General features: G+C 60.4%; 20 protein-coding genes and 1 tRNA gene. 12 read left to right on the top strand and 9 right to left on the bottom strand.

The genetic code is table 11. The annotated features are described in order from the left end of the window. Positions 1-265: 265 nt before the first annotated feature. Both CQ002_RS13040 and arcD (CQ002_RS13045) read right to left on the bottom strand, forming a co-directional pair. The gene (locus CQ002_RS13040; protein WP_105162777.1) at positions 266-1,129 is read right to left on the bottom strand and encodes a DNA-3-methyladenine glycosylase; all 864 of its coding nucleotides are present in this window, start codon (positions 1,127-1,129) and stop codon (positions 266-268) included. Then, positions 1,126-2,553, bottom strand: a complete 1,428-nt coding sequence (arcD, locus tag CQ002_RS13045) for an arginine-ornithine antiporter (RefSeq protein WP_034109133.1) — start codon at positions 2,551-2,553, stop codon at positions 1,126-1,128. The genes CQ002_RS13040 and arcD (CQ002_RS13045) overlap by 4 nt, the downstream gene beginning before the upstream one ends. A gap of 446 nt (positions 2,554-2,999) precedes the next feature. Here arcD (CQ002_RS13045) and arcD (CQ002_RS13050) point away from each other — a divergent pair, with 446 nt between their 5' ends. The 12 genes from arcD (CQ002_RS13050) to CQ002_RS13105 all read left to right on the top strand — a co-directional run bounded on the left by arcD (CQ002_RS13050) (position 3,000) and on the right by CQ002_RS13105 (position 17,495). After that, positions 3,000-4,427, top strand: coding sequence for an arginine-ornithine antiporter (gene arcD, locus CQ002_RS13050; RefSeq protein ID WP_034109134.1), 1,428 nt, complete (start codon positions 3,000-3,002; stop codon positions 4,425-4,427). Between the two features lie 24 nt (positions 4,428-4,451). After that, positions 4,452-5,708, top strand: a complete 1,257-nt coding sequence (arcA, locus tag CQ002_RS13055; protein WP_034109135.1) for an arginine deiminase — start codon at positions 4,452-4,454, stop codon at positions 5,706-5,708. A gap of 69 nt (positions 5,709-5,777) precedes the next feature. Beyond that, the gene (locus tag CQ002_RS13060) at positions 5,778-6,788 is read left to right on the top strand and encodes an ornithine carbamoyltransferase (RefSeq protein WP_016973242.1); all 1,011 of its coding nucleotides are present in this window, start codon (positions 5,778-5,780) and stop codon (positions 6,786-6,788) included. Positions 6,789-6,960: 172 nt separating this feature from the next. Then, positions 6,961-7,890: a carbamate kinase gene (gene arcC, locus CQ002_RS13065; protein WP_105162778.1), complete on the top strand. Its 930-nt coding sequence runs from the start codon at positions 6,961-6,963 to the stop codon at positions 7,888-7,890. A gap of 18 nt (positions 7,891-7,908) precedes the next feature. After that, entirely contained in the window at positions 7,909-8,271 is a 363-nt protein-coding gene (locus tag CQ002_RS13070; RefSeq protein WP_034109137.1) for a DUF5064 family protein, read from the top strand. Positions 8,272-8,455: 184 nt separating this feature from the next. Then, on the top strand, positions 8,456-9,964 hold the full coding sequence (locus tag CQ002_RS13075) for a sigma-54-dependent transcriptional regulator (protein WP_034109138.1): 1,509 nt from the start codon (positions 8,456-8,458) through the stop codon (positions 9,962-9,964). A 395-nt stretch (positions 9,965-10,359) separates the two neighbouring features. Continuing rightward, on the top strand, positions 10,360-10,743 hold the full coding sequence (gene gcvH / locus CQ002_RS13080) for a glycine cleavage system protein GcvH (protein WP_034109139.1): 384 nt from the start codon (positions 10,360-10,362) through the stop codon (positions 10,741-10,743). Positions 10,744-10,753: 10 nt separating this feature from the next. Next, positions 10,754-13,603: an aminomethyl-transferring glycine dehydrogenase gene (gene gcvP / locus CQ002_RS13085; protein ID WP_105162779.1), complete on the top strand. Its 2,850-nt coding sequence runs from the start codon at positions 10,754-10,756 to the stop codon at positions 13,601-13,603. Between the two features lie 159 nt (positions 13,604-13,762). Beyond that, the gene (locus CQ002_RS13090) at positions 13,763-15,139 is read left to right on the top strand and encodes an L-serine ammonia-lyase (protein WP_034109141.1); all 1,377 of its coding nucleotides are present in this window, start codon (positions 13,763-13,765) and stop codon (positions 15,137-15,139) included. 39 nt (positions 15,140-15,178) lie between these two features. After that, positions 15,179-16,303 carry a glycine cleavage system aminomethyltransferase GcvT gene (gene gcvT / locus CQ002_RS13095; protein WP_105162780.1) on the top strand — a complete coding sequence of 375 codons (1,125 nt, stop codon included), beginning with the start codon at positions 15,179-15,181 and terminating at the stop codon, positions 16,301-16,303. A 395-nt stretch (positions 16,304-16,698) separates the two neighbouring features. After that, positions 16,699-16,911, top strand: coding sequence for a cold-shock protein (locus CQ002_RS13100; RefSeq protein WP_034109143.1), 213 nt, complete (start codon positions 16,699-16,701; stop codon positions 16,909-16,911). A gap of 95 nt (positions 16,912-17,006) precedes the next feature. Continuing rightward, complete coding sequence (locus CQ002_RS13105; RefSeq protein WP_034109144.1) at positions 17,007-17,495, top strand: RDD family protein; 489 nt, start codon at positions 17,007-17,009, stop codon at positions 17,493-17,495. Between the two features lie 115 nt (positions 17,496-17,610). On the opposite strand, the gene nadA is transcribed toward CQ002_RS13105, so the two are convergent. From nadA to ybgF, 7 genes are all read right to left on the bottom strand, one after another. After that, complete coding sequence (nadA, locus tag CQ002_RS13110; RefSeq protein ID WP_105162781.1) at positions 17,611-18,669, bottom strand: quinolinate synthase NadA; 1,059 nt, start codon at positions 18,667-18,669, stop codon at positions 17,611-17,613. 255 nt (positions 18,670-18,924) lie between these two features. Next, positions 18,925-20,502 carry a lactate dehydrogenase gene (locus tag CQ002_RS13115; RefSeq protein WP_234010356.1) on the bottom strand — a complete coding sequence of 526 codons (1,578 nt, stop codon included), beginning with the start codon at positions 20,500-20,502 and terminating at the stop codon, positions 18,925-18,927. 117 nt (positions 20,503-20,619) lie between these two features. Continuing rightward, entirely contained in the window at positions 20,620-21,906 is a 1,287-nt protein-coding gene (locus CQ002_RS13120; RefSeq protein ID WP_105162782.1) for an OmpP1/FadL family transporter, read from the bottom strand. Between the two features lie 315 nt (positions 21,907-22,221). Further along, a tRNA-Lys gene (locus CQ002_RS13125) sits at positions 22,222-22,297 on the bottom strand. Positions 22,298-22,360: 63 nt separating this feature from the next. After that, complete coding sequence (gene queC / locus CQ002_RS13130) at positions 22,361-23,035, bottom strand: 7-cyano-7-deazaguanine synthase QueC (RefSeq protein WP_034109378.1); 675 nt, start codon at positions 23,033-23,035, stop codon at positions 22,361-22,363. A 16-nt stretch (positions 23,036-23,051) separates the two neighbouring features. After that, a complete protein-coding gene (gene queE / locus CQ002_RS13135; protein WP_025854757.1) occupies positions 23,052-23,699 on the bottom strand; it encodes a 7-carboxy-7-deazaguanine synthase QueE in 648 nt (215 codons plus the stop codon). A gap of 164 nt (positions 23,700-23,863) precedes the next feature. Then, positions 23,864-24,700 carry a tol-pal system protein YbgF gene (ybgF, locus tag CQ002_RS13140; protein WP_034109147.1) on the bottom strand — a complete coding sequence of 279 codons (837 nt, stop codon included), beginning with the start codon at positions 24,698-24,700 and terminating at the stop codon, positions 23,864-23,866.

Raw genomic sequence — 24,700 nt, forward strand, 5'->3', positions numbered from 1 at the left:
TGTCAGGCCGCCTTCGCGGGCAAGCCCGCTCCCACAGTTGGATCGTGGCCTTACCGGTAGATTGCGGTCGGCTGTCAGGCCGCCTTCGCAGGCAAGCCCGCTCCCGCATTTGGATCGTGGCCTTACCGGTAGATTGCGGTCGGCTGTCAGGCCGCCTTCACAGGCAAGCCCGCTCCCACATTTGGATCGCGGATTTAAAGTCAGATAGCGGTCGCATGTCAGGCCCCGCGCCGCCTATGCTGTGATGAGGCCCATACAGGCGCCCTCAATCCACCCGGCTCAACGACGTCCATAAATGCTGCGCAGCATAGGCCCTGAGCGGCCGCCACGCCTCGGCCCGCGCCAGCAACTGCCGCGCTGAAACCGGCCCACCCTCCAGCGCCACCCATGCATTGATCAAACCGATATCCCCCGACGCAAATGCATCCGCCTCGCGCATCTGACGCATGGCGATGTACTGCGCCGTCCAGTCGCCAATCCCCGGCAACGCCACCAACCTTGCCACGCCCTCCTTGAGACTGGCCTTGGGCTCGAACACCTCCGGATCATCCAGCAACGCCTGGGCGACAGCCGACAACGTACGCCCACGTGCCTTGGGCATTCCCAGTGTGGTCAAATCCGTCGCGGCCAAGACTTCGGGCCCGGGGAACACGTGGGTGATACCGGCGTGCGGCGTTTGCAGCGGTTGACCGTAGCGGACCACCAACTTGCTCGCCAGGCGGATGGCCGCCACCACTGTGATCTGCTGGCCCAACACGGCACGAATCGCCAGTTCGAGCCCGTCCCAAGTGCCCGGCACGCGCAGGCCGGGCCGCGCAGCAACCAACTGCGCCATCAGCGGGTCGGTCGCCAGTTGCGCGTTGATCCACCGGGGCTGGGCGTCCAGATCGAACATCCTGCGCAGGCGCCGCTCGATCTCGGGCAAGGCGGCCTCATCAGGGAAGCCCACCGTGACGTCCAGCCAGTCACCCGCCCCCGACGCAACGCTGATCCAGCCGTGCTGCCCATCGATGCTGATGCTGCGCCGATAGACACCCGCCTCTACGGTTTCCAGCCCCATGATCGCCCGTGCCGATAAAAAGCCCACCATCGCTGCCCAGTCATAGGGAGGCTCAAACGTCAGTCTCACAACGACAACACCCCGCTGTACAGCCCATACGCCGCCAGCCCGGCGCCGGCGATCACACAGCTGAAAATGCCTTTTTCCATGTGGGTAAACACGGGCCGGCCCTGCTCACGCTTGGCGAGGGCAAACAGGATCACGCCGGGGGCATAGAGCAGCGCAGACAGCAACAGGTACTTCAAGCCGCCGGCGTAGAGCAGCCACACCGCGTAGCCGAGGGCGACCAGGCCTACCAGCAGGTCCTTCATACGCTGGCCGTGGGCGCCTTCGTAGGTTTCGCCGCGCCCGCTCAACAGCACCGCATAGGCCGCCGACCACAGGTACGGCACCAGGATCATCGATGAGGCAAGGTAGATCAGGGTGGTGTAGGTGCTGTGGGAAAAAAGAGTGATCACCAGAAAGACCTGGATCATCACATTGGTCAGCCATAACGCGTTGACCGGCACCTGGTTGGCGTTTTCCTTTTTCAGGAAAGCCGGCATGGTCTTGTCATGGGCCGTGGCATAGAGGATTTCCGCGCAGAGCAACGCCCAGGACAGCAAGGCACCGAGCAGCGACACCGCCAGGCCGATGCTGATCGCCATCGCCCCCCACGGGCCGACAATATGTTCCAACACACCCGCCAGTGACGGGTTCTGCAATTGCGCGAGTTCGGGCTGGCTCATGATGCCCAAGGACAGCACATTCACCAGCACCAGCAACGCCAGCACGCCCAGGAAGCCGATCACCGTGGCGCGGCCCACGTCCGAGCGTTTCTCGGCCCGCGCCGAATACACACTGGCGCCCTCGATACCGATAAACACAAACACAGTGACCAGCATCATGTTGCGCACCTGGTCCACCACGTTGCCTAGGTTCGGGTTACCTGCACCCCAGATATCACGGGTGAAGATCTCGGCCCTGAAGGCCACGCAAGCAATCACGATAAACATCAGCAGCGGCACGATCTTCGCGACAGTGGTGATCTGGTTGATGAACGCGGCCTCCTTGATCCCACGCAGCACCAGAAAATGCACGGCCCACAGCAGCAAAGATGCACAACCGATGGCCACCGGCGTATTGCCCTGGCCGAACACCGGGAAAAAGTAACCCAGGGTGCTGAACAGCAACACGAAGTAACCAACGTTACCCATCCACGCGCTGATCCAGTAACCCCAGGCGGATGAGAAGCCCATGTAGTCGCCAAAGCCGGCCTTGGCGTAGGCATACACCCCCGAATCCAGCTCGGGCTTGCGATTGGCCAGGCTCTGGAACACGAAGGCGAGGGTCAGCATACCGACCGCGGTGATTGCCCAGCCGATCAATACGGCCCCGACCTCGGCACGCGCCGCCATGTTCTGCGGCAGCGAGAAAATCCCCCCACCGATCATCGACCCTACCACCAAGGCGATCAGGGCACTGAGTCGTAGCTTCTGGGCCGGTTGGGACATGGACACTCCTGATTATATGAACTTTTTAGCTAAAACTGTGCACTCAACGCCTTAATCCAGCGAGTGTAGCGTTTATGAGTGACTGCGATAAAAACACCCTGTTCATAACCCAACGGCATGACCGTTTATATAGTTTAGGCTTATTTATAATTTAAATACCGTCGGTCATCTGTCGCTTTAACGTTACTTGCTGTCGCCTTACCGAAAAGTTTGCACATTTGGGAAAACGGTCTAGCTTAAACCGTCCATACGTAGCACTAAATGATTAACCAATACGCAGGGAATGCTCTGGAAAGCACCTTTGCGCGAAAAACTATTGCCCAGAACTTTCCATCCCAAGTCATTAATTCACAATGGAATGTGCCAATGAAGTGATCTGAGTCAGCTGTTTGATTAGCGCACGGATTTATTCTGTGGTCTCTCTTCTCCTGCATTGGAGTTATGCGATGTCTGAATCTCCCGGAAAACTTCGATTGGGCGCACTGGTTGCACTTGTCGTCGGCTCGATGATTGGCGGCGGGATCTTCTCACTGCCGCAAAATATGGCCGCCAGTGCCGACGTCGGCGCCGTGTTGATTGGTTGGGTCATTACCGCGATCGGCATGTTGACCCTCGCCTTCGTCTTCCAGACCCTGGCCAACCGCAAGCCCGACCTCGACGGCGGCGTGTATGCCTACGCCAAGGCCGGCTTTGGCGACTACATGGGCTTCTCATCCGCCTGGGGTTACTGGATCAGCGCGTGGCTGGGCAACGTCGGTTACTTCGTATTGCTGTTCAGCACCCTCGGTTACTTCTTCCCGATCTTTGGCGAAGGCAATACGCCGGCCGCCGTGATCGGTGCGTCGGTGCTGCTGTGGGCTGTGCATTTCCTGGTGCTGCGCGGCATCAAGGAAGCGGCGTTCATCAACCTGGTGACCACCGTCGCCAAGGTGGTGCCGCTGGTGCTGTTTGTGTTGATCGCGCTGTTCGCGTTCAAGCTGGATATTTTCACAGCGGATATCTGGGGCGTGAAAAACCCCGACCTGGGCAGTGTGATGAACCAGGTGCGCAACATGATGCTGGTCACCGTGTGGGTATTCATCGGCATCGAAGGTGCGAGCATCTTCTCCTCCCGTGCGGAAAAACGCTCCGACGTCGGCAAGGCCACCGTGATCGGCTTTATCACCGTGCTGCTGTTCCTGATGCTGGTGAACGTGCTGTCCCTGGGGATCATGACCCAACCGGAACTGGCCAAACTGCAGAACCCGTCGATGGCGGCCGTGCTGGAGCATGTCGTGGGCCACTGGGGCGCGGTGCTGATCAGTGTCGGCTTGATCATCTCGCTGCTGGGGGCATTGCTGTCGTGGGTGCTGTTGTGTGCAGAAATCATGTTCGCCGCCGCCAAGGACCACACCATGCCGGAGTTCCTGCGCCGCGAAAACGCCAACCACGTGCCGGCCAACGCCCTGTGGCTGACCAACGCGATGGTGCAGATCTTCCTGGTGATCACGCTGTTTTCCGCCAGCACCTACCTGTCGCTCATCTACCTCGCCACCTCGATGATCCTGGTGCCCTACCTGTGGTCGGCGGCCTACGCCCTGCTCCTGGCGGTGCGCGGCGAGACTTACGAAAACGCCCTGGCCGAGCGCAAGAAAGACCTGTTCATTGGCGCCGTCGCGCTGATCTACGCGGTCTGGCTGCTCTACGCCGGCGGTGTCAAATACTTGCTGCTTTCCGCCCTGCTGTATGCCCCCGGCGTGATCCTGTTCGCCAAGGCCAAGCATGAACTGGGCAAACCGATTTTCACCCACGTCGAGAAGCTGATTTTCGCCGCAGTGGTCATTGGCGCCCTGGTGGCGGCCTATGGGCTCTACGACGGCTTCCTGACCCTGTAACTCTTGTTCACTGGAGGATCTGTAATGACCACGGAAAAAGTGAAATACGGCGTACATTCCGAAGCCGGCAAACTGCGCAAAGTCATGGTGTGCTCCCCAGGCTTGGCCCACCAGCGGCTGACCCCCAACAACTGCGATGAACTGCTGTTCGATGACGTGCTGTGGGTAGCCCAGGCCAAGCGCGACCACTTCGACTTCGTCACCAAGATGCGCGAGCGGGACATTGATGTGCTGGAAATGCACAACCTGCTGACCGACATCGTCGCCATCCCCGAAGCGCTGGACTGGATCCTGGAGCGCAAGATCACTGCCAATACGGTGGGCCTGGGCCTGGTCGATGAAGTCAGCTCGTGGCTGCGCAGCCTGGAGCCGCGCAAGATCAGTGAGTTCCTGATCGGTGGTGTGTCGGCTGATGACCTGCCGAGCAGCTTCGGTGGCAAGACCATCGAGATGTTCCGCGATTTCCTAGGCCACGCCAGTTTCATCCTGCCGCCATTGCCCAACACCCAATTCACCCGTGACACCACTTGCTGGATCTACGGCGGCGTGACGCTCAACCCGATGTACTGGCCGGCGCGACGCCAGGAAACCCTGCTGGCCTCGGCCATCTACAAATTCCACCCTGAGTTCACCAACGCAGACTTCCAGATCTGGTACGGCGACCCCGACCAGGAACACGGCGCCGCCACGCTGGAAGGCGGCGACGTCATGCCGATTGGCAATGGTGTCGTACTGATCGGCATGGGCGAACGCTCGTCCCACCAGGCCATCGGCCAACTGGCGCGTAACCTGTTCAAAAACAAAGCCGTGGAACGCGTGATCGTTGCCGGCCTGCCGAAATCCCGCGCGGCGATGCACCTGGACACCGTGTTCAGCTTCTGCGACCGCGACCTGGTGACCATCTTCCCTGAAGTGGTCAACCAGATCGTCCCCTTCACCTTGCGCCCTGATGACAGCAAGCCGCATGGCATCGACATCCAACGAGAGAAAACCAACTTCCTCGAAACCGTCGCCGCTGCCCTCAACCTCAAGGCGCTGCGCGTGGTCGAGACCGGCGGCAACAGCTTCGCCGCCGAACGTGAACAGTGGGACGACGGCAACAACGTGGTCGCAGTGGAGCCTGGCGTGGTGATCGGTTACGACCGCAACACCTACACCAACACCCTGCTGCGCAAGGCCGGCGTGGAAGTCATCACCATCAGTGCCGGCGAACTCGGCCGCGGCCGGGGCGGTGGCCACTGCATGACCTGCCCGATCATCCGCGACCCAATCGACTATTAATTTCCAGGCCTTGGCCGTCGCCCATAAGGCGCCGGCCAAGGGGATAACCTAAACAGAAGGAGATCCATCATGGCTTTCAACATGCGCAACCGCAGCCTGCTGTCGCTGATGCACCACACTACCCGCGAGCTGCACTACCTGCTGGACCTGTCCCGCGACCTCAAGCGCGCCAAATACACCGGCACCGAGCGTCCGCACCTGAAGGGCAAGAACATCGCGCTGATCTTCGAAAAAACCTCGACTCGCACCCGCTGCGCTTTCGAAGTCGCGGCCCATGACCAGGGCGCGCACGTCACCTATATCGACCCGGTGTCATCGCAGATCGGCCACAAGGAAAGCATGAAAGACACCGCTCGCGTACTCGGACGCATGTTCGACGCGATCGAGTACCGTGGCTTCGAGCAGGAGATCGTCGAAGAGCTGGCCAAGTTCGCCGGCGTACCGGTGTTCAACGGCCTGACTGCCGAGTTCCACCCGACCCAAATGATCGCCGACACCCTGACCATGCGCGAACACAGCGACAAGCCGCTGCATGACATCAGCTACGCCTACCTCGGCGACGCGCGCTACAACATGGGCAATTCGCTGCTGATGATCGGCGCCAAGCTGGGCATGGACGTGCGCATCGGCGCGCCGAAAGCGCTGTGGCCGCACGAGGACTTCATCAAGCAATGCCAGGCGTTTGCCGAAGAAAGCGGTGCGCGTATCACCATTACCGAAGACCCCAAGGAAGCGGTCAAGGGCGTGGACTTCATCCACACCGATATCTGGGTGTCCATGGGTGAACCGGTGGAAGCGTGGGACGAGCGCATCGAGCAACTGCTGCCCTACCAGGTCAACGCCAAGATGATGAAAGCCTCGGGCAACCCGCGCGTGAAATTCATGCACTGCCTGCCGGCGTTCCACAACAGCGAAACCAAGGTGGGCAAGGACATCGCCGCGCGGTACCCGAACCTGGCCAATGGTGTGGAAGTGACCGAGGACGTGTTCGAGTCGCCGGCCAACATTGCCTTTGAGCAGGCGGAGAACCGCATGCATACCATCAAGGCGATTCTGGTGTCGGCACTCGCGGATATCTAACCCTTCGCCTTGGTAATGCTATCAATGTGGGCGCTGCTTTTTGTGCGAGCCGGGCTTGCCCGCGATGCAGGCGCCTCGGTCTATCAAGCAGACTGCGGTGATGCTATCGCAGGCAAGCCAGCGCCCACATTGACCGCGTTCCTTCATCAGAACTTTCAGAAGGACATTCTGTATGCGCATCGTCGTAGCCCTGGGCGGCAACGCCCTGCTCCGCCGTGGTGAACCCATGACCGCGGACAACCAACGCGCCAATATCCGAATCGCCACCGAACAGATCGCCAAGATCCATGCCGGCAACGAGCTGGTCATCGCCCATGGCAATGGCCCGCAGGTCGGCCTGCTGTCGCTACAGGCGGCGGCCTACACCCAGGTGTCGCCGTACCCGCTGGACGTGCTCGGTGCCGAGACCGAAGGCATGATCGGCTACATCATCGAACAGGAACTGGGCAACCTGCTGGACTTTGAAGTACCGTTCGCCACCCTGCTCACCCAGGTCGAAGTGGACGCCAAGGACCCGGCCTTCCAGAACCCGACCAAGCCCATTGGCCCCGTGTATTCCAAAGCCGAAGCAGAAAAACTCGCCGCTGAAAAAGGCTGGGCCATCGCCCCGGACGGCGACAAGTACCGCCGCGTGGTGGCCAGTCCACGGCCCAAGCGCATCTTTGAAATCCGTCCGATCAAGTGGCTGCTGGAAAAAAGCGCCATCGTGATCTGCGCCGGCGGTGGCGGCATCCCGACGATGTATGGCGAGGACGGCAAGCTCAAGGGCATTGAAGCGGTGATCGACAAGGACCTGTGCTCCTCCTTGCTGGCGGCGCAACTGGACGCCGACCTGCTGGTGATCGCCACCGATGTCAACGCGGCCTTTATCGACTTCGGCAAGCCAACCCAAAAAGCCATCGGCCAGGCCCACCCTGACGAAATCGAGACACTCGGCTTCGCCGCCGGCTCCATGGGCCCCAAGGTGCAAGCGGCCTGCGAGTTCGCGCGCCAGACTGGAAAAACCGCGGTCATCGGTTCACTCTCGGACATCGAAGCCATCGTCCAGGGCAGCGCCGGTACGCGCATCAGCACGGCAACACCTGGCATCACCTATCTGTAAAGTAGAGGAGATACGCCTATGGCAACCTTTGAACCGGGTCACCTGCACGTTGAACGTCACGCGCTGAATACCCAGGACTACAGCTACAACCTGTGCATCGACTACGAAGTCAGCCAGGACCCCAAGGAAGGCAAGGGGATGCTGTTCAAGCTGCATGGCTCGGTGCAGGGCAAGGACCTCAAGGAGGAGTTTTTCTTGCCCAAGGACCAGGCGTTCGACTTTGCGCGGCATGCGATGAACATTGCGCAGAAATACGGCATGCCCAAGGTTGCCGTGTTGAATGGCTCGATGCACAAGCAGTACGACTTGATGTTCGAGGATGTTCGGCACCAGTTGGATGTGAAGGCAGGCGATCCGGTCAAGCCCGAACACCTCGAATAACCCGATTTCCCAGGCACCAACAATCAAATGTGGGAGCGGGCTTGCTCGCGAATGCAGTGTGTCAGTCAGCAACTTTTTCACTGACCCACCGTATTCGCGAGCAAGCCCGCGCCCACATTTTTGATCTCCATCACCTGTCAGGCATACTGGCCACCCTCAGTACGCCAGAACCAACAACCGCCCCATGCGTATCCACGTCAGCTTCATCGACCGCGTCGGCATCACCCAGGAAGTCCTGGCCTTGCTCGGTGGGCGCAATCTCAACCTGGATGCGGTGGAAATGGTGCCGCCCAACGTCTATATCGACGCGCCGACGCTGAGCGCCGAGGTCCTCGAAGAACTGCGCGATGCCCTGTTCAGCGTGCACGGCGTGCAGGCGGTCACGGTGGTGGACATCCTCCCCGGCCAACGCCGTCACCTGCAGCTCGACGCCCTGCTGGCGGCAATGACCGACCCGGTGCTGGCACTGGACAGCGCGGGCAAGATCCTGCTGGCCAACCCGGCATTGATTGCGCTGTACGGTCGCGAGCCGGCCGGGGAAAGCATCAGCGAGCTGTTCAATGACCCGGCGCTGCTGGACACCTTGCTGGAACACGGCTTTCGCCTGCCCTTGCGCGAGATCAGCGTCAACGGCCAGACCCTGCTGCTGGACGCCACGCCGATCACCGACGCGGGCGCCCTGCTGACCCTCTACCAACCCAACCGTATCGGCGAACAACTGTCGGCGCTGCACCACGACCATGCCGAAGGGTTTGACGCATTGCTGGGCGAGTCCCCGGTGATCCGCACCCTCAAGGCGCGCGCGCAGCGCGTGGCGGCGCTGGATGCACCGCTGTTGATCCAGGGCGAAACCGGCACCGGCAAGGAGTTGGTGGCACGCGCCTGCCACGCCATCAGCGCGCGCCACAGCGCGCCATTCCTGGCCTTGAACTGCGCGGCGCTGCCGGAAAACCTCGCCGAAAGCGAGCTGTTCGGTTATGCACCGGGCGCCTTTACCGGTGCGCAGCGCGGGGGTAAGCCGGGGCTGATGGAGTTGGCCAACCAGGGCACGGTGTTTCTCGATGAGATCGGTGAAATGTCGCCGTACTTGCAGGCCAAACTGCTGCGCTTTCTCAATGACGGCAGCTTCCGACGGGTCGGCGGCGACCGTGAAGTGAAGGTCAATGTGCGCATCCTCAGCGCTACCCACCGCGACCTGGAAAAGATGGTCAGCGAGGGCACCTTTCGCGAAGACCTGTTCTACCGCCTCAACGTGCTCAATGTCGAAGTGCCGCCGCTGCGCGAACGCGGCCAGGACATCCTGTTGCTGGCCCGTTATTTCATGCAGCAGGCCTGTGCGCAGATCCAGCGCCCGGTGTGCCGCCTGGCGCCCGGCACGTACCCGGCGCTGCTGGGTAACCGCTGGCCGGGTAACGTGCGCCAACTGCAGAACGTGATCTTTCGCGCCGCCGCCATCTGTGAAAGCAGCCTGGTGGACATCGGCGACCTGGACATCGCCGGCACTTCGGTGGCTCGCCAGAGCGACGGTGAAATCGACAGCCTGGAACAGGCCGTCGAAGACTTCGAACGCGGCCTGCTGGAAAAGCTCTACACCCACTACCCGTCGACCCGACAACTGGCCAGCCGCCTGCAAACCTCCCACACGGCCATCGCCCATCGCCTGCGCAAGTACGGTATCCCCAACAAATCCTGAAGCCGAGCACCGATCAACAGGTGGGAGCTGGCTTGCCTGCGATAGCGCTGGGTCAGGCAAACCGCTATCGCATGCAAACCAGCTCCCACAAGAATTGCACGCCGACCTTTAGGTTTTGGTTCAGGAACGACATTCAGTGTACTGAAAGCGCTACAGTGGAACGATATCGCTACAACCCTGTTTTTTACGCGCCATGCAAGGCTTTGATCCACATAGGCTTTTTTTCACGCGCCCGAGTGTAGCGAATTCGCTACAGCTGAAATTCATATCATCATAACCATTTTATTCAAGCTATTGATTTATAAAGACTTAATAACGTTGGCCGCGATATTGCTAAGCAACTCCTCATTATTCCAATCCCGTCCACCAGACGAATCTGGCCCTGAGGAGTTTCCATGAGCGAGTTGCGTTTCACTGAAGATCACGAATGGCTGCGCGCCGAAGCCGATGGCAGCGTCACCGTGGGTATCACCGCTTTCGCGCAGAACGCGTTGGGTGATGTGGTTTTCGTGCAACTGCCGGAGTTGCAGGCCTACGACAAGGGCGCTGAAGCGTCCACCGTGGAGTCGGTGAAGGCCGCCAGCGGTGTGTACATGCCTCTGGCCGGCGAAGTACTCGAAGTGAACGATAAACTCGACGGCAGCCCCGAGCTGGTCAACGAAGACCCGATGGGCGAAGGTTGGTTCTTCCGCTTTAAACCCGCTGATGCCAGTGCAGTAGCTAAGCTGTTGGATCAGGATGCGTACGACCGCCTGATCAAAGCCAACGCTGAAGCTTGAGGAGCGCGCCATGACCGTTAATCTCACCACCGCCAACGAATTCATCGCCCGCCACATCGGCCCGCGCCAGGAAGATGAGCAGCACATGCTTGCCAGCCTTGGCTTCGAGTCCCTGGAAGCCCTGAGCGCCAGTGTGATCCCGGAAAGCATCAAGGGCACCAGCGTGCTCGGCCTGGAAGACGGCCTGAGCGAAGCCGAGGCCCTGGCCAAGATCAAGGCCATCGCCGGCAAGAACCAACTGTTCAAGACCTACATCGGCCAGGGCTACTATAACTGCCACACGCCGTCGCCGATCCTGCGCAACCTGCTGGAAAACCCGGCCTGGTACACCGCGTATACCCCGTACCAGCCAGAGATCTCCCAAGGTCGCCTGGAAGCGCTGCTGAATTTCCAGACCCTGATCAGCGACCTCACCGGCCTGCCGATCGCCAACGCATCCTTGCTCGACGAAGCCACCGCCGCTGCCGAAGCCATGACGTTCTGCAAGCGCCTGAGCAAGAACAAGAGCAGCAATGCGTTCTTCGCCTCGGTCCACAGCCACCCGCAGACCCTCGACGTATTGCGCACCCGTGCCGAGCCGTTGGGTATCGACGTGGTGGTGGGCGATGAGCGCGAACTGACCGACGTCAGCGCCTTCTTCGGCGCCCTGCTGCAATACCCGGCCAGCAACGGTGATGTGTTCGACTACCGCGAGCTGACCGAGCGTTTCCAAGCCGCCAACGCCTTGGTAGCCGTGGCCGCCGATCTGCTGGCCCTGACCCTGCTGACCCCTCCGGGTGAGTTCGGCGCCGACGTGGCCATCGGCAGCGCGCAGCGCTTCGGTGTGCCACTGGGCTTCGGTGGCCCACACGCGGCGTACTTCTCCACCAAGGATGCGTTCAAGCGCGACATGCCAGGCCGTTTGGTCGGTGTCTCCGTCGACCGTTTCGGCAAGCCGGCCCTGCGCCTGGCCATGCAGACCCGCGAGCAACATATCCGCCGCGAAAAAGCCACCAGCAACATCTGCACCGCCCAAGTGCTACTGGCCAACATCGCCAGCATGTACGCCGTGTACCACGGTCCAAAGGGCCTGACCCAGATCGCCCAACGTGTGCACCAGTTGACCGCGATCCTGGCCAAGGGCTTGACCACGCTTGGTGTGAACGTCGAGCAGGAACACTTCTTCGACACCCTGACCCTCAACACCGGCGTCAACACCGCCGCCCTGCACGACAAGGCCCGCGCCCAACGTATCAACCTGCGCGTGGTGGACGCCGAGCGCCTGGGTGTGTCGGTGGATGAAACCGCCACCCAGGCCGATATCGACACCCTCTGGGCGATCTTCGCCGAGGGCACGGCCCTGCCGGAATTCGCCGTCCTCGCCAACAGTGTGGACAGCACCCTGCCGGCCGCCCTGCTGCGCCAGTCGCCGATCCTCAGCCACCCGGTGTTCAACCGTTATCATTCGGAAACCGAGCTGATGCGCTACCTGCGCAAGCTGGCCGACAAGGACCTGGCGCTGGACCGCACCATGATTCCGCTGGGCTCGTGCACCATGAAGCTCAACGCCGCCAGTGAAATGATCCCGGTGACCTGGGCCGAGTTCGGTGCGCTGCACCCATTCGCCCCGGCCGAACAAAGCGCCGGCTACCTGGAACTGACCTCAGACCTGGAGGCCATGCTCTGCGCGGCCACCGGTTACGATGCGATTTCGCTGCAACCGAACGCCGGTTCCCAGGGCGAGTACGCGGGCCTGCTGGCCATTCGTGCCTACCACCAGAGCCGTGGCGATGAGCGTCGCGACATCTGCCTGATCCCATCGTCGGCACACGGCACCAACCCAGCCACTGCCAACATGGCAGGCATGCGCGTGGTGGTCACCGCCTGCGATGCACGTGGCAACGTGGACATTGAAGACCTGCGCGCCAAGGCCCTCGAGCACCGCGATCACCTCGCAGCATTGATGATCACTTACCCGTCCACCCACGGTGTGTTCGAGGAAGGCATCCGCGAAATCTGCGGGATCATCCACGACAACGGCGGCCAGGTGTACATCGACGGCGCCAACATGAACGCGATGGTCGGCCTGTGCGCACCGGGCAAGTTCGGTGGCGACGTGTCCCACCTGAACCTGCACAAGACTTTCTGCATTCCTCACGGCGGTGGCGGCCCGGGTGTTGGCCCGATCGGCGTCAAGTCGCACCTCACCCCGTTCCTGCCAGGTCACGCAGCCATGGAACGCAAGGAAGGCGCGGTGTGCGCGGCGCCGTTCGGCAGCGCGAGCATCCTGCCGATCACTTGGATGTACATCAGCATGATGGGCGGCGCGGGCCTCAAGCGCGCTTCGCAACTGGCGATCCTGAATGCCAACTACATCTCCCGTCGCCTCGAGGAGCACTACCCAGTGCTCTACACCGGCAGCAACGGCCTGGTGGCGCACGAATGCATCCTCGACCTGCGCCCTATCAAGGACAGCAGCGGCATCAGCGTGGACGACGTGGCCAAGCGCCTGATCGACTTCGGCTTCCACGCACCGACCATGTCGTTCCCGGTGGCCGGCACCTTGATGATCGAGCCGACCGAAAGCGAATCCAAGCAAGAGCTGGACCGCTTCTGCGACGCCATGATCGCCATCCGCGAAGAAATCCGCGCGGTGGAAAACGGCACCCTGGACAAGGACGACAACCCACTCAAGAACGCCCCGCACACCGCGGCGGAACTGGTGGGCGAATGGAGCCATCCTTACAGCCGCGAGCAAGCGGTGTACCCGGTTGCTTCGTTGATCGAAGGCAAGTACTGGCCGCCGGTGGGCCGTGTCGACAACGTGTTTGGCGATCGCAACCTGGTGTGTGCGTGCCCGTCGATCGAGAGCTACGCATAACCGGGCTGAAAACGCGGCCAGTGTAGGCGCTGGCTTGCCTGCGATAGCGGTGTATCAGTGACATTGACGTTGTCTGAACCACCGCCATCGCAGGCAAGCCCGGCTCCCACATTGACCGAGTCGGTCCTCATAAAATAATAAGAAACCGGAGAACAACTCATGTCTTTAAGCGTGTTCGACCTGTTCAAGATTGGCATCGGCCCCTCCAGTTCCCACACCGTCGGCCCGATGCGCGCCGCTGCCCGATTCGTCGAAGGCCTCAAGCGCGACAACCTGCTGAGTTCAACCGCCAGCATCAAGGTGGAACTCTATGGTTCGCTTGGCGCCACTGGCAAAGGCCACGGCAGCGACAAGGCCGTACTGCTTGGGCTGGAAGGCGAACACCCGGACACCGTGAATACCGAAACCGTGGCGGCACGCCTCGCGCAAATGCGCGGCGACGGTCGCCTCAACCTGCTCGGTGAACACAGCATTGCGTTCAACGAGAAAGAACACCTGGCGATGATTCGCAAACCCCTCGCCTATCACCCCAACGGCATGATTTTCCGCGCCTTCGACGCCGCCAATATCCAGATCCGCAGCCGCGAGTACTACTCGGTCGGCGGCGGTTTTGTGGTGGATGAAGACGCGGCTGGTGCCGACCGGATTGTCGAGGACGCCACGCCCTTGACCTTCCCGTTCAAGCACGCCAAGGACCTGCTGAGCCACTGCACCACCTATGGGCTGTCCATCAGCCAAGTGATGCTGACCAATGAAAGTGCCTGGCGCCCGGAAGCGGAAACCCGCGCCGGCCTGCTGAAGATCTGGCAAGTGATGCAGGACTGCGTGGACGCGGGTTGCCGTAACGAAGGGATCCTGCCCGGCGGCTTGAAGGTCAAGCGTCGCGCCGCGGCCTTGCATCGCCAGTTGTGCAAGAACCCGGAATCGGCGCTGCGCGATCCGCTGTCGGTGCTCGATTGGGTCAACCTCTACGCCCTGGCGGTCAACGAAGAAAACGCCAACGGCGGGCGCGTGGTGACGGCGCCCACCAACGGTGCGGCCGGGATCGTGCCGGCAGTGCTGCATTACTACATGCGGTTTATCCCCGGCGCGAATGAAGACGGCGTGGTGCGCTTTCTGCTCACCGCCGCCGCCATCGGCATTTTGTACAAGGAAAACGCGTCGATCTCGGGTGCCGAAGTCGGCTGTCAGGGCGAGGTCGGCGTGGCCTGCTCAATGGCGGCCGGCGCGCTGTGCGAAGTGCTGGGCGGTAGCGTTTCCCAGGTGGAAAACGCCGCCGAGATCGGCATGGAACATAACCTCGGCCTGACCTGTGACCCGATTGGCGGGCTGGTGCAGGTGCCTTGCATCGAGCGCAACGCCATGGGCTCGGTCAAGGCCATCAATGCAGTGCGCATGGCGTTGCGTGGCGACGGCCAGCACTTCGTCTCGCTGGACAAGGTCATTCGCACCATGCGCCAGACCGGCGCCGACATGAAAAGCAAATACAAGGAAACCGCCCGTGGCGGTTTGGCGGTCAACATTATCGAGTGCTGACGCCTAAAGGCGCGCCAGCACGTTTTTCAGGAGCTGAATATGTCCACCGAAACCCTGTTGAAAACCCCTCTGCACGCCCTGCACATCGAATTGGGCGCGCGCATGGTGCCCTTCGCCGGTTACGACATGCCGGTGCAATACCCACTGGGCGTGATGAAAGAACACCTGCACACCCGTGATCAGGCCGGGCTGTTCGACGTGTCCCACATGGGCCAGATCCGCCTGACCGGCGCGAATGCCGCCAAGGCCCTGGAAACCCTGGTGCCGGTCGACATCATCGACCTGCCGGTAGGCATGCAGCGCTATGCGATGTTCACCAACGACCAGGGCGGGATTCTCGACGACCTGATGGTGGCGAACCTGGGTAACGACGAACTGTTCCTGGTGGTCAACGCCGCCTGCAAGGACCAGGACCTGGCGCACCTGCGTCAGCATATCGGCGACCAGTGCACCATCGAGCCGTTGTTCGAAGAGCGTGCCTTGCTGGCCCTGCAGGGGCCGGCGGCGGTCAAGGTACTGGCGCGCCTGGCACCGGAAGTCACCAAGATGACCTTCATGCAGTTCGCCTCCCTGCGCTTGCTGGGCGTGGACTGCTATGTCAGCCGTTCGGGCTACACCGGCGAGGACGGATTCGAAATCTCCGTTCCCGCCGCCAATGCCGAAAGCCTGGCGCGCAGCCTGCTGGCCGAGACCGAAGTACAGGCGATCGGCCTGGGTGCCCGCGATTCCTTGCGCCTGGAAGCCGGCCTGTGCCTGTACGGCCACGACATGAACACCGACACCACACCGATCGAAGCCAGCCTGCTGTGGGCGATCTCCAAGGCCCGTCGTGCCGAGGGTGCTCGCGCTGGGGGGTTCCCGGGTGCCGACAAGATCTTCACCCAGCAACAAGCCGGCGTGAGCCGCAAACGGGTAGGCTTATTGCCGCAGGAACGCACGCCTGTGCGTGAAGGCGCGGAAATTGTCGACGCAGACGGCACCGTGATCGGCAGTGTGTGCAGCGGTGGTTTCAGCCCGACCCTGGGCGGCCCGTTGGCGATGGGTTACCTGGACAGCGCCTTCATCGCACTGGATACCGAAGTTTCGGCGCTGGTACGTGGGAAAAAGGTGCCCCTTCGTGTAAGTAAAATGCCATTTGTACCGCAACGTTACTTCCGCGGTTGATTGGTTGTTTCTATAAGTAACGCGGTTGCGTCAACGTGCACTAATCTGTAACGCAACCGCCATAAAACAGTGCACTATCGATAGCCTTTTTTATAGGTAACAACCTATAACAAGTGATCAACTCTATCGAATAACCCGCCCCCCCTAACAGTCACCCAAGTGTCACAAGGCCCAGCAAACGCTGGGCTTTTGGCAGGGCTTGTTTTTTCTCTATTAGTTGGCGTAGAGTTTGTTCACTGTGTTTGCATGGGTCGCTTGGAACCTGGACCTGGGCAGTAGCTGAAGTAGTTGTGCTACAACCCGTTCGACGTCTCTTACTTTCCTGCAACCCAGCCCAGTACTCTTTCATGTGAAAGGGGCTGTCATTAATTTTTAGCGTCAAAGGAAAGAAGAAAATGTCTGATCGTCAGAGCGGTACCGTCAAGTGGTTTAACGACGAAAAAGGGTTTGGTTTTATCACTCCAGAAAGCGGTCCGGATCTGTTCGTGCATTTCCGCGCTATCCAGGGCAACGGCTTCAAGAGCCTGAAAGAAGGCCAGAAGGTCACTTTCAAAGCCGTGCAAGGCCAGAAAGGCATGCAGGCTGACGAAGTACAAGCAGAAGGCTGATCCTTCCTGCGACAAAAAGCCCCTGATGGTGACATCAGGGGCTTTTTTATGTGCGTTTACTCGTAAAATGGCTTTTTTGACAAGAGAGCCCTGCCATGTCCAAACCCCTGCTGAGCCCCCAAGGCGAATTCCCCGCCGTTGGCCTGGGCCGCCGCCTGGCAGCGATGTTCTACGACTTCCTGTTGTGCACTGCCCTGCTGATCGTCACTGCGTTTATCTACAAGTTGATCTGGATCGCATTTGTCGGCGAAGCGAAGATGCGCACCCTCACCGAATCCGGCGCGCTGGACGGCGATCCGTTGCTGTCGACGATCCTGTTGTTTGTGCTGTTTGGCTTCTTTGCCAAGTTCTGGACCCATTCCGGGCAGACCCTGGGCATGCAGGTCTGGGGCGTGCGCGTACAGAACGCCGACGGCTCGCGGATCAGCCTGTGGCAGGCGCTGTTGCGCTTCGTGGTGTCGATTGCGTCGTGGTCGTGCGTGGGGCTGGGGTTTATCTGGTCGCTGTTTGATAAGCGCAAACGCAGCTGGCACGACATCTATTCGGATACGCAGCTGGTGCGGATTCCCAAGCAGAAAAAATAAGCCCCGGCACACTCAAGATCAGTGTTGGAGCCGGCTTGCCTGCGATACAGGCGACTCGGTGCTTGTGATGTACCGAGGTGATGCTATCGCAGGCGAGCCAGCTCCCACCGTTTAATCAGGCGTTGCCAGCGAGCTTGAGGCGTGCAGCCTGGGTGAAGTCGAGCATGCGCTTGAGCGGTCGCACCGCGTGCGGGATCACCGCAGGCTCGACGAAAATCTCGTTACTGCCCTCACGCAGGCACTGCAGCGTGCGCTCCAGCGTGTTCATGGCCATCCACGGACAGTGTGCGCAACTGCGGCAAGCCGCGCCGTTACCGGCGGTAGGTGCTTCGACAAAGACCTTGTCCGGGCATAGCTGCTGCATCTTGTAGAAGATGCCGCGGTCGGTGGCGACGATAAAGGTCTTGTTCGGCAGGCGCTGGGCCGCCGCAATCAGCTGGCTGGTCGACCCCACGGCATCCGCCAGTTCGATGACCGACGTCGGCGACTCAGGGTGCACCAGGATAGCGGCATCCGGGTACAACGCCTTCATGTCCTCCAGCTGCTTGGACTTGAACTCTTCGTGAACGATGCACGCACCGTCCCACAACAGCATGTCGGCCCCGGTCTGGCGCTGGATGTAGGTGCCCAAGTGTTTGTCGGGCCCCCAGATGATCGTCTCGCCGTTGTCCATCAGGCTTTCGACGATTTCCAATGCACAGCTGGAGGTCACTACCCAGTCCGCCCGTGCCTTGACCGCCGCCGAAGTGTTGGCATACACCACCACGGTGCGTTCAGGATGCTGGTCGCAGAACGCCGAAAACTCATCGACCGGGCAACCCAGGTCCAGGGAACAGGTCGCTTCCAGGGTCGGCATGAGGATGCGTTTTTCGGGTGTGAGGATCTTGGCGGTCTCGCCCATGAAACGCACACCGGCGACCAGCACGGTCTTGGCCGGGTGGGCAGCGCCGAAGCGAGCCATTTCCAGGGAGTCGGACACACAGCCCCCGGTTTCTTCGGCCAGGGCCTGGATGACGGGGTCACAGTAGAAGTGGGCAACCAGTACCGCGTCCTGAGCTTTGAGCTCGGCGGCGATGGCGGTGCGCAGGCTCGCCTCTTCGTTGGCGCTGAGGGCCTTGGGCTGCTTGGCGTCGAGGTGGGCTTGAACCAGAAGGCGTTCGGAAATTTGCGTCATGTTCGCAAGACCTGCAGGCGCAGTTGCGCGAAAGTCGAGTGTACCACCGGCTCTGGAGCCCATCGGGCGCCGCCGGACGAAGTGATTGTGTTCATCAAGCACGGTTTGGGATGAAGCTGCGCAAGGCTACAGAATATCCAAGGTTTTCAAAAGCCTAATCTGGGGCGGGGATGGGGATGACGGGCGGGAGCCGACTTGCTGGAGACGGCGCTCCTGGAGACGCCATCGCCGGCAAGCCCGGCTGAATAAGAAAGGTCAGCGCACGAGCTTCGAGGGATCCTCCTGCAGGATCACCGCGTCATGCATGTTGGACAAGGCATCCTTCAAGGTGGACTCCTCCAGCGCGTCCTTGGACTTTTTGCTTTCCTTGGCGGCATATTCAAGGAGTACCAGGTAATCGCGCTTGACCGCCGCCTGCCTGGGCACAAACGTCTCGTCTACCAGCTTGCCCATCACGTACTTCTGCGTGCGCGTCTCCTGGCTGGCCTCTTGCGACACAGAGGCGTTGGACAGCAGGCCATCCTTATACGAGAGATGCGCCGAACTGCTGGCCTTGTCGCGCACTTGCACATAGAGATAATTCTGCGACTCGGCGCGGGTGTCCAGGGCCGGAGCCTTGCCGCCCTTGAGGCCTTTATGAAAACTTGCGGACAGGCTCGACTGCTGGTCCTGGCTGACACTGCGGTCTAACGCACTGTTGCCGCCGACACGGGTCCTTTGCGAGACCTCATAGGCAAAGCTGTCCACTTCGGACGGGCGCATCGGGTTGGAGGACTCGGTAGCCTGCTTGATCGAGGCCTTGAAATCCGCCAGGCCCGTCAGCAAGCCCTGGTCGGTCGGGTTGCGCGTCAGCGCTTTTGGCAGGGACAGCCCCTGTGGATAGTTGCTGTTCATGGCGCTGAAAGCATCTTTGAACATCGCCATCAATTCCGGCTTGGCGCTGCCGCGCTCCTGGGCCCGGTCAAACTGGGCCAGGTAGCTGTCCAGCGCCTTGGCCTGTTGCCTGGCATCGCCGAGGATCGCGGTGTTTTTCAAGTCCACTGCCAGGTTCAGCTCGCCGAGCGGGCCACTCATGCGAGTGGTGCGGCTCTGGCTGTCGGCGTGGAAGGCCAGGCTCAGGTCCTGACCGTCCGGGGATTTGACCTTGGCATTGAGGTCCACCGAGGCCAGCAGCCTGGAATCAAACCGGGTCAGCCCGCTAAGGTCGAGCTTCGGCGGCGTCGCGGTCAACCCATCCACGGCAGACTGGAAAGCGCTGCCCAGTTTACCGACCGCTTCTAGTTCCTCATCACTCAAGGTGCCACCGTCTACCGTGGCCTGTACGCCCAGGCCATCGGTCTGGCTGGAGAGGCTGAAGGTGACAGTCTTGCCGCTGGCGGTCTTGATGCTGAGGCTGACCAGGTTGTCGGCCTTAGTGTGCAAGAGGCTCTGATCGAGCTTGATTTCGCCGGAATTTTGCGCCCGATCGGCACTCGCATACAGCACGGACTGGGAAAGCCCCACCCCGCCGCCCTTGGCAAACTGCGCAATAAGGCCTGCGCCAAGGCCACTGAAGCGGTTGGCCGTCGACAGCGAATTGAAATTGGCGTTGAGGGTTTTGCTGAGTGCATCCTGGTTGTCGCTTTCCCACGCACGCACTGTCTCTTGACCGGGCAGTTGCCCACGGCGTGAATAGGTATCGGAGAGCGTGTCGGCTACCCCATTGCCCAGGCTGACCACCGAGGAGGGACGCGTCACGCTGACGTCCGTGTTTTGCGTGTGGGGCACGGGCGACGTTTCGGCCGGGCGGACGATAAGGGTATTGGCGGATTTGATCGGCAAAAGCGTGGTCATGACGGTCCCTGTCTTGATCTGAACACGGTCTAATCTAACCAACACCTCCATCGAATGACAGCACCTAGGCAACAAAGAGCCCTGCCAAAAAGCTGACTCTTTGCTGCCGTGTCTGGCCTAGAAACGGTAAGTCACCGACCCACCAAAGCCATTGGCGCTGTTTTCATACTTGGCATCGTAGGTCAGGCCAACCTGGGAAAGATTCTGTCGCACCTTGATCGGCTCTTCCTTGAGGTAGGAATACGCCACATCGAAGGTCAGGTTGTCGACAGGCGTCCAGCCGGCGCCCAGGCTGAAAACCGTGCGGTCCCCTGTAGGAATTCGCACAGACCGATCAGTGTTGTTGGTCGGCGTCTGATCCACCGAGAAACCGGTCCGCAGCACCAGTTCCTTGTTGACCCGATACGCCGCGCCGATGGCGTGGGACCACGTGTCATGCCAGTGCTGTTGCTCGGTGATGGAGCCCAGGCCACCGAATTGAGCGGTCAGGTCGGATACACCGTCGTTGTTGATGGTGATCTTCTTCAACTGGCTCCAGCGGGTGTAGGTGCTGCCGAGGTAGAGGGTCCAATCGTCGTTCAGTTGATGGGTTACCGAAAAGTCCACCGACGAAGGCGTAGTCACATCCAGGCTGGCGTCATACTTCTGCGGCCCACCGTCGAATGCATCGGAAATCAAGCCGGAAGCATGGGTCTTGCCGCTGAGGTGGTACACCACCTGCGAGTGGTAGGTCACGCCGATGCGCGTGCTGTCGAGAGGCTGCACGAGGATACCGGCGTTGAACCCGGTGGCGCTGTCGTTGCCCTTGACCTTCACGCTTTCGCCCGCGCCGCCCCCCAGCGGCACAGTGGAGTCCAACTCGCCGGTGATGCGGTTGAAGGTCGGGCCAAAGCCCACCGACACCGTGTCGTTGAAGGCGTAGCTGACCGTCGGCTGCACGGTGATGACTGACACCTTGCTCTTGCTGCCAAAGCCATTGCCCTGGAAGCTGTGCTCATAGTCGGTGACCAGGCCGAAAGGCGCGTAGATACCCAGGCCAAACGCCCAGTGCTCATCGATGGGCGTGACCAGGTAGCCCATCGGCACGGCAATGCCAGGCACCATGTCGCCTTTGTTGGTGCCGGGGTTGTCGGCACCGAACTGTGAGGAACTGGCGTCCTTGATATTGGTTTTGGCATCGAGGTAGGTCGCGCCGAGGCTGACTTCATTTTGTTTCAGGCGAGACATACCTGCGGGGTTGCCGAACACCGTACTCGCGTCCTCGGCCGACGAGGAGCGGCCGGCGTAGCCCGTGCCCATTGAACTGATACTTTGTTCATTGAGCGCGAAACCACCGGCAAACAGTTGGGTCGAGGCAAGGGAAACGGCGAGCGCCAAGGCGCCTTTAAGAGTTTTGTTATTCATTATTAGGACTCGAATGATGGGGCAGCGACGAGGAAGCTACCAACGTTCGAGCGGGCGGTTTATGAAGAGTTTTTCATGCGCTAGATTGTCGGACAATCCTATGGATTTCAAAGACTTCAGCCGCTTTTTCGTTTCCAGCAATGACTGCAAAACCCGAGTATGACCGCTTGGTTTCGGTGATTGTTTCACCCAGCCGCAGATACAAAAAACCCAGGCTTTTCAATCGCCTGGGGCTTACTGTTTTTCAAACGGGCAAAAAAAAACCCGGAAATCCTCACTTGCGTGGGCCTTCCGGATTTTCTAAACCGCCAAAAATGGTGGGTCGTGTGGGATTCGAACCTACGACCAATTGGTTAAAAGCCAACTGCTCTACCAACTGAGCTAACGACCCGCTGTGTGGTGGCGCGTATAATACTGATTTCTAAGGATTATTCAACACCTTATTTGAAATAAATCAGAAATAACGCGTTGGGTCAGTAATTCCGGCGGCTTGGAAGCCTTCTGCGCGCAGTCGGCAGCTGTCGCATTTCCCACAAGCACGGCCGTCATCGTCTGCCTGATAGCAGGAAACGGTCAGCGAATAATCGACGCCAAGTCCTACGCCAGCCTTCACGATATCGGCCTTACTCAGGTTTTGCAGCGGGGCCAGGATGCGGAAGCCCTGCCCTTCTACACCGGCCTTGGTGGCCAGGTTAGCCATGCGCTCGAACGACTCGACGAACTCTGGTCGGCAGTCTGGGTAACCGGAGTAATCCACGGCGTTGACGCCGATAAAGATATCGCGGGCGTTGAGCACTTCTGCCCAGCCCAGGGCCAAGGACAGGAACACCGTGTTACGTGCCGGCACGTAGGTCACCGGGATGCCTTCGCCAGGCGTTTCCGGCACATCGATGCTGCTATCGGTCAGCGCGGAGCCGCCGATGCCGTTGAGGTTCAAGCCGATCACCTTGTGCTCGACCACCCCCATGTCACGGGCGACACGGGCCGCGGCGTTCAGCTCGGCGCGGTGGCGCTGGCCGTAGTCGAAGCTCATGGTGTAGCAGCTGTAGCCTTGCTCTTGTGCCATGGCAACCACCGTGGCGGAGTCGAGTCCGCCAGACAGCAGGATTACCGCGCGTTTTTGATCCATGGTGTGTTCAGTCATATCAGCGTCCTGGCTCGTCATTCCAAAGGTATTTATGCAGCTGCAATTGCAGGCGCACCGGTAGATTGTCTGCAACCACCCAATCGGCGAGGTCACGTGCATTCAGGTCATGGTGGCTTGGCGAGAACAGCACTTCGCCTGCGCGACGGTCCAGCCCATATTGAATCAGCTTGGAATTCGCCCAGTCGTAGTCATCTCGGGAACAGATGACGAACTTGACCTGGTCGTTGGCCGTCAGCAGTTCGATGTTCTCGTAGCGGTTGCGATGCGCTTCCTTGGAGCCTGGGGTCTTGAGGTCAACCACGCGGCTTACACGGGGGTCGACCGCTGAGATGTCCAGGGCGCCACTGGTCTCCAGGGAGACCTCGTAGCCGGCATCACACAACTGTTTGAGCAACGGGATGGCATTGGGCTGGGCCAGCGGCTCACCGCCGGTCACGCAGACGTAGCGCGGCTTGTAGCCGGCGACCTGCTCCAGGATGTCATCGAGGGTGCGCACCGTGCCACCACTGAAGGCGTAGGCGCTGTCACAGTATTGGCAACGCAAGGGGCAACCGGTCAGGCGCACAAATACTGTGGGCAGGCCAGCCGTCCGCGTTTCACCCTGCAACGAGTAAAAAACTTCGGTAATACGTAATGTGTCTTGCATAGTCGCCACGGGCGTAACAGCTAAACAGGCTGTCCGCCTCCGTCAGGCACTTTAAAGGACCCCGCCAACGCGTAGGCCCCAAAAAGCGTGTTTCATAAAAGGGCGTGGATTCTAACGAAAAAACCCGCGCCAGGCGCGGGTTTCTTCCAAACGGGTTGCTTCGCTTACAAGCGCTGCAGGTCTCGTTGGGCCAACTGGGCAGCAGAAGTCCCCGGATACTGGGCCACAACCTGCTGCAGAATGCCTTTGACCTTGTCGGTATGACCGAGGCGGCGCTCTACATCAGCGAGTTTGTACAGCGAATCCGGCACCTTGGCATGCTTGGGGTACAGCTGGCTGACCTTGGCAAATGCCTGGCCTGCACCCTGTAGATCACCTTTTGCCAGGTTAACTTCACCCAACCAATATTGGGCGTTGCCCGCGTACTGGCTGTTCGGGTATTTGCGCAGGAATGCGGTAAATGCCTGGCTGGCCTTATCGAAGTCCTTGGCTTTGATCAGGTCGAAGGCTGCATCGTAATACAGCTTTTCCTTCGCCGGATCACCCGGTTCGCTGCTTGCGGCAGGGGCCTGGCTTGCCGCCACGGCCCCTGCTGCTGCACCACCGGCAGCAGCACTAGGCGCGCCACCGGCAGAAGAATTATCAGGAGTTGCGGCAGGTGTAACACCGGCTCCAATGCGTCGATCAAGGTCCTGGTAACGCTCCAGGCCTTCTTGCTTCAGCTGGTTCACTTGGTTTTGCAGTACTTCAATGGCGCCTTGTTGCTGCGCGATCTGATCCTGCATGCGTTGCAGCTGGTTGAACAGTTCGCCCTGTGCCGAGGGAGCGGACGTAGCCGCTCCCCCCGCATAGGCGCCGTTCGTGCCATAACCCGCTGGCGGATAACTGCTCCCGCTATTGTTATAGCCAGAGTTGCTATCTTCCACAGGAACCGCAGCCCACACCGCAAGCGGTGCGAGGCTGAGAGCCAATACAGTTAGAGCACGACGGCACGTTCGCAT

Source organism: Pseudomonas sp. MYb13, from assembly GCF_002980075.1.
GTDB lineage: Bacteria > Pseudomonadota > Gammaproteobacteria > Pseudomonadales > Pseudomonadaceae > Aquipseudomonas > Aquipseudomonas lurida.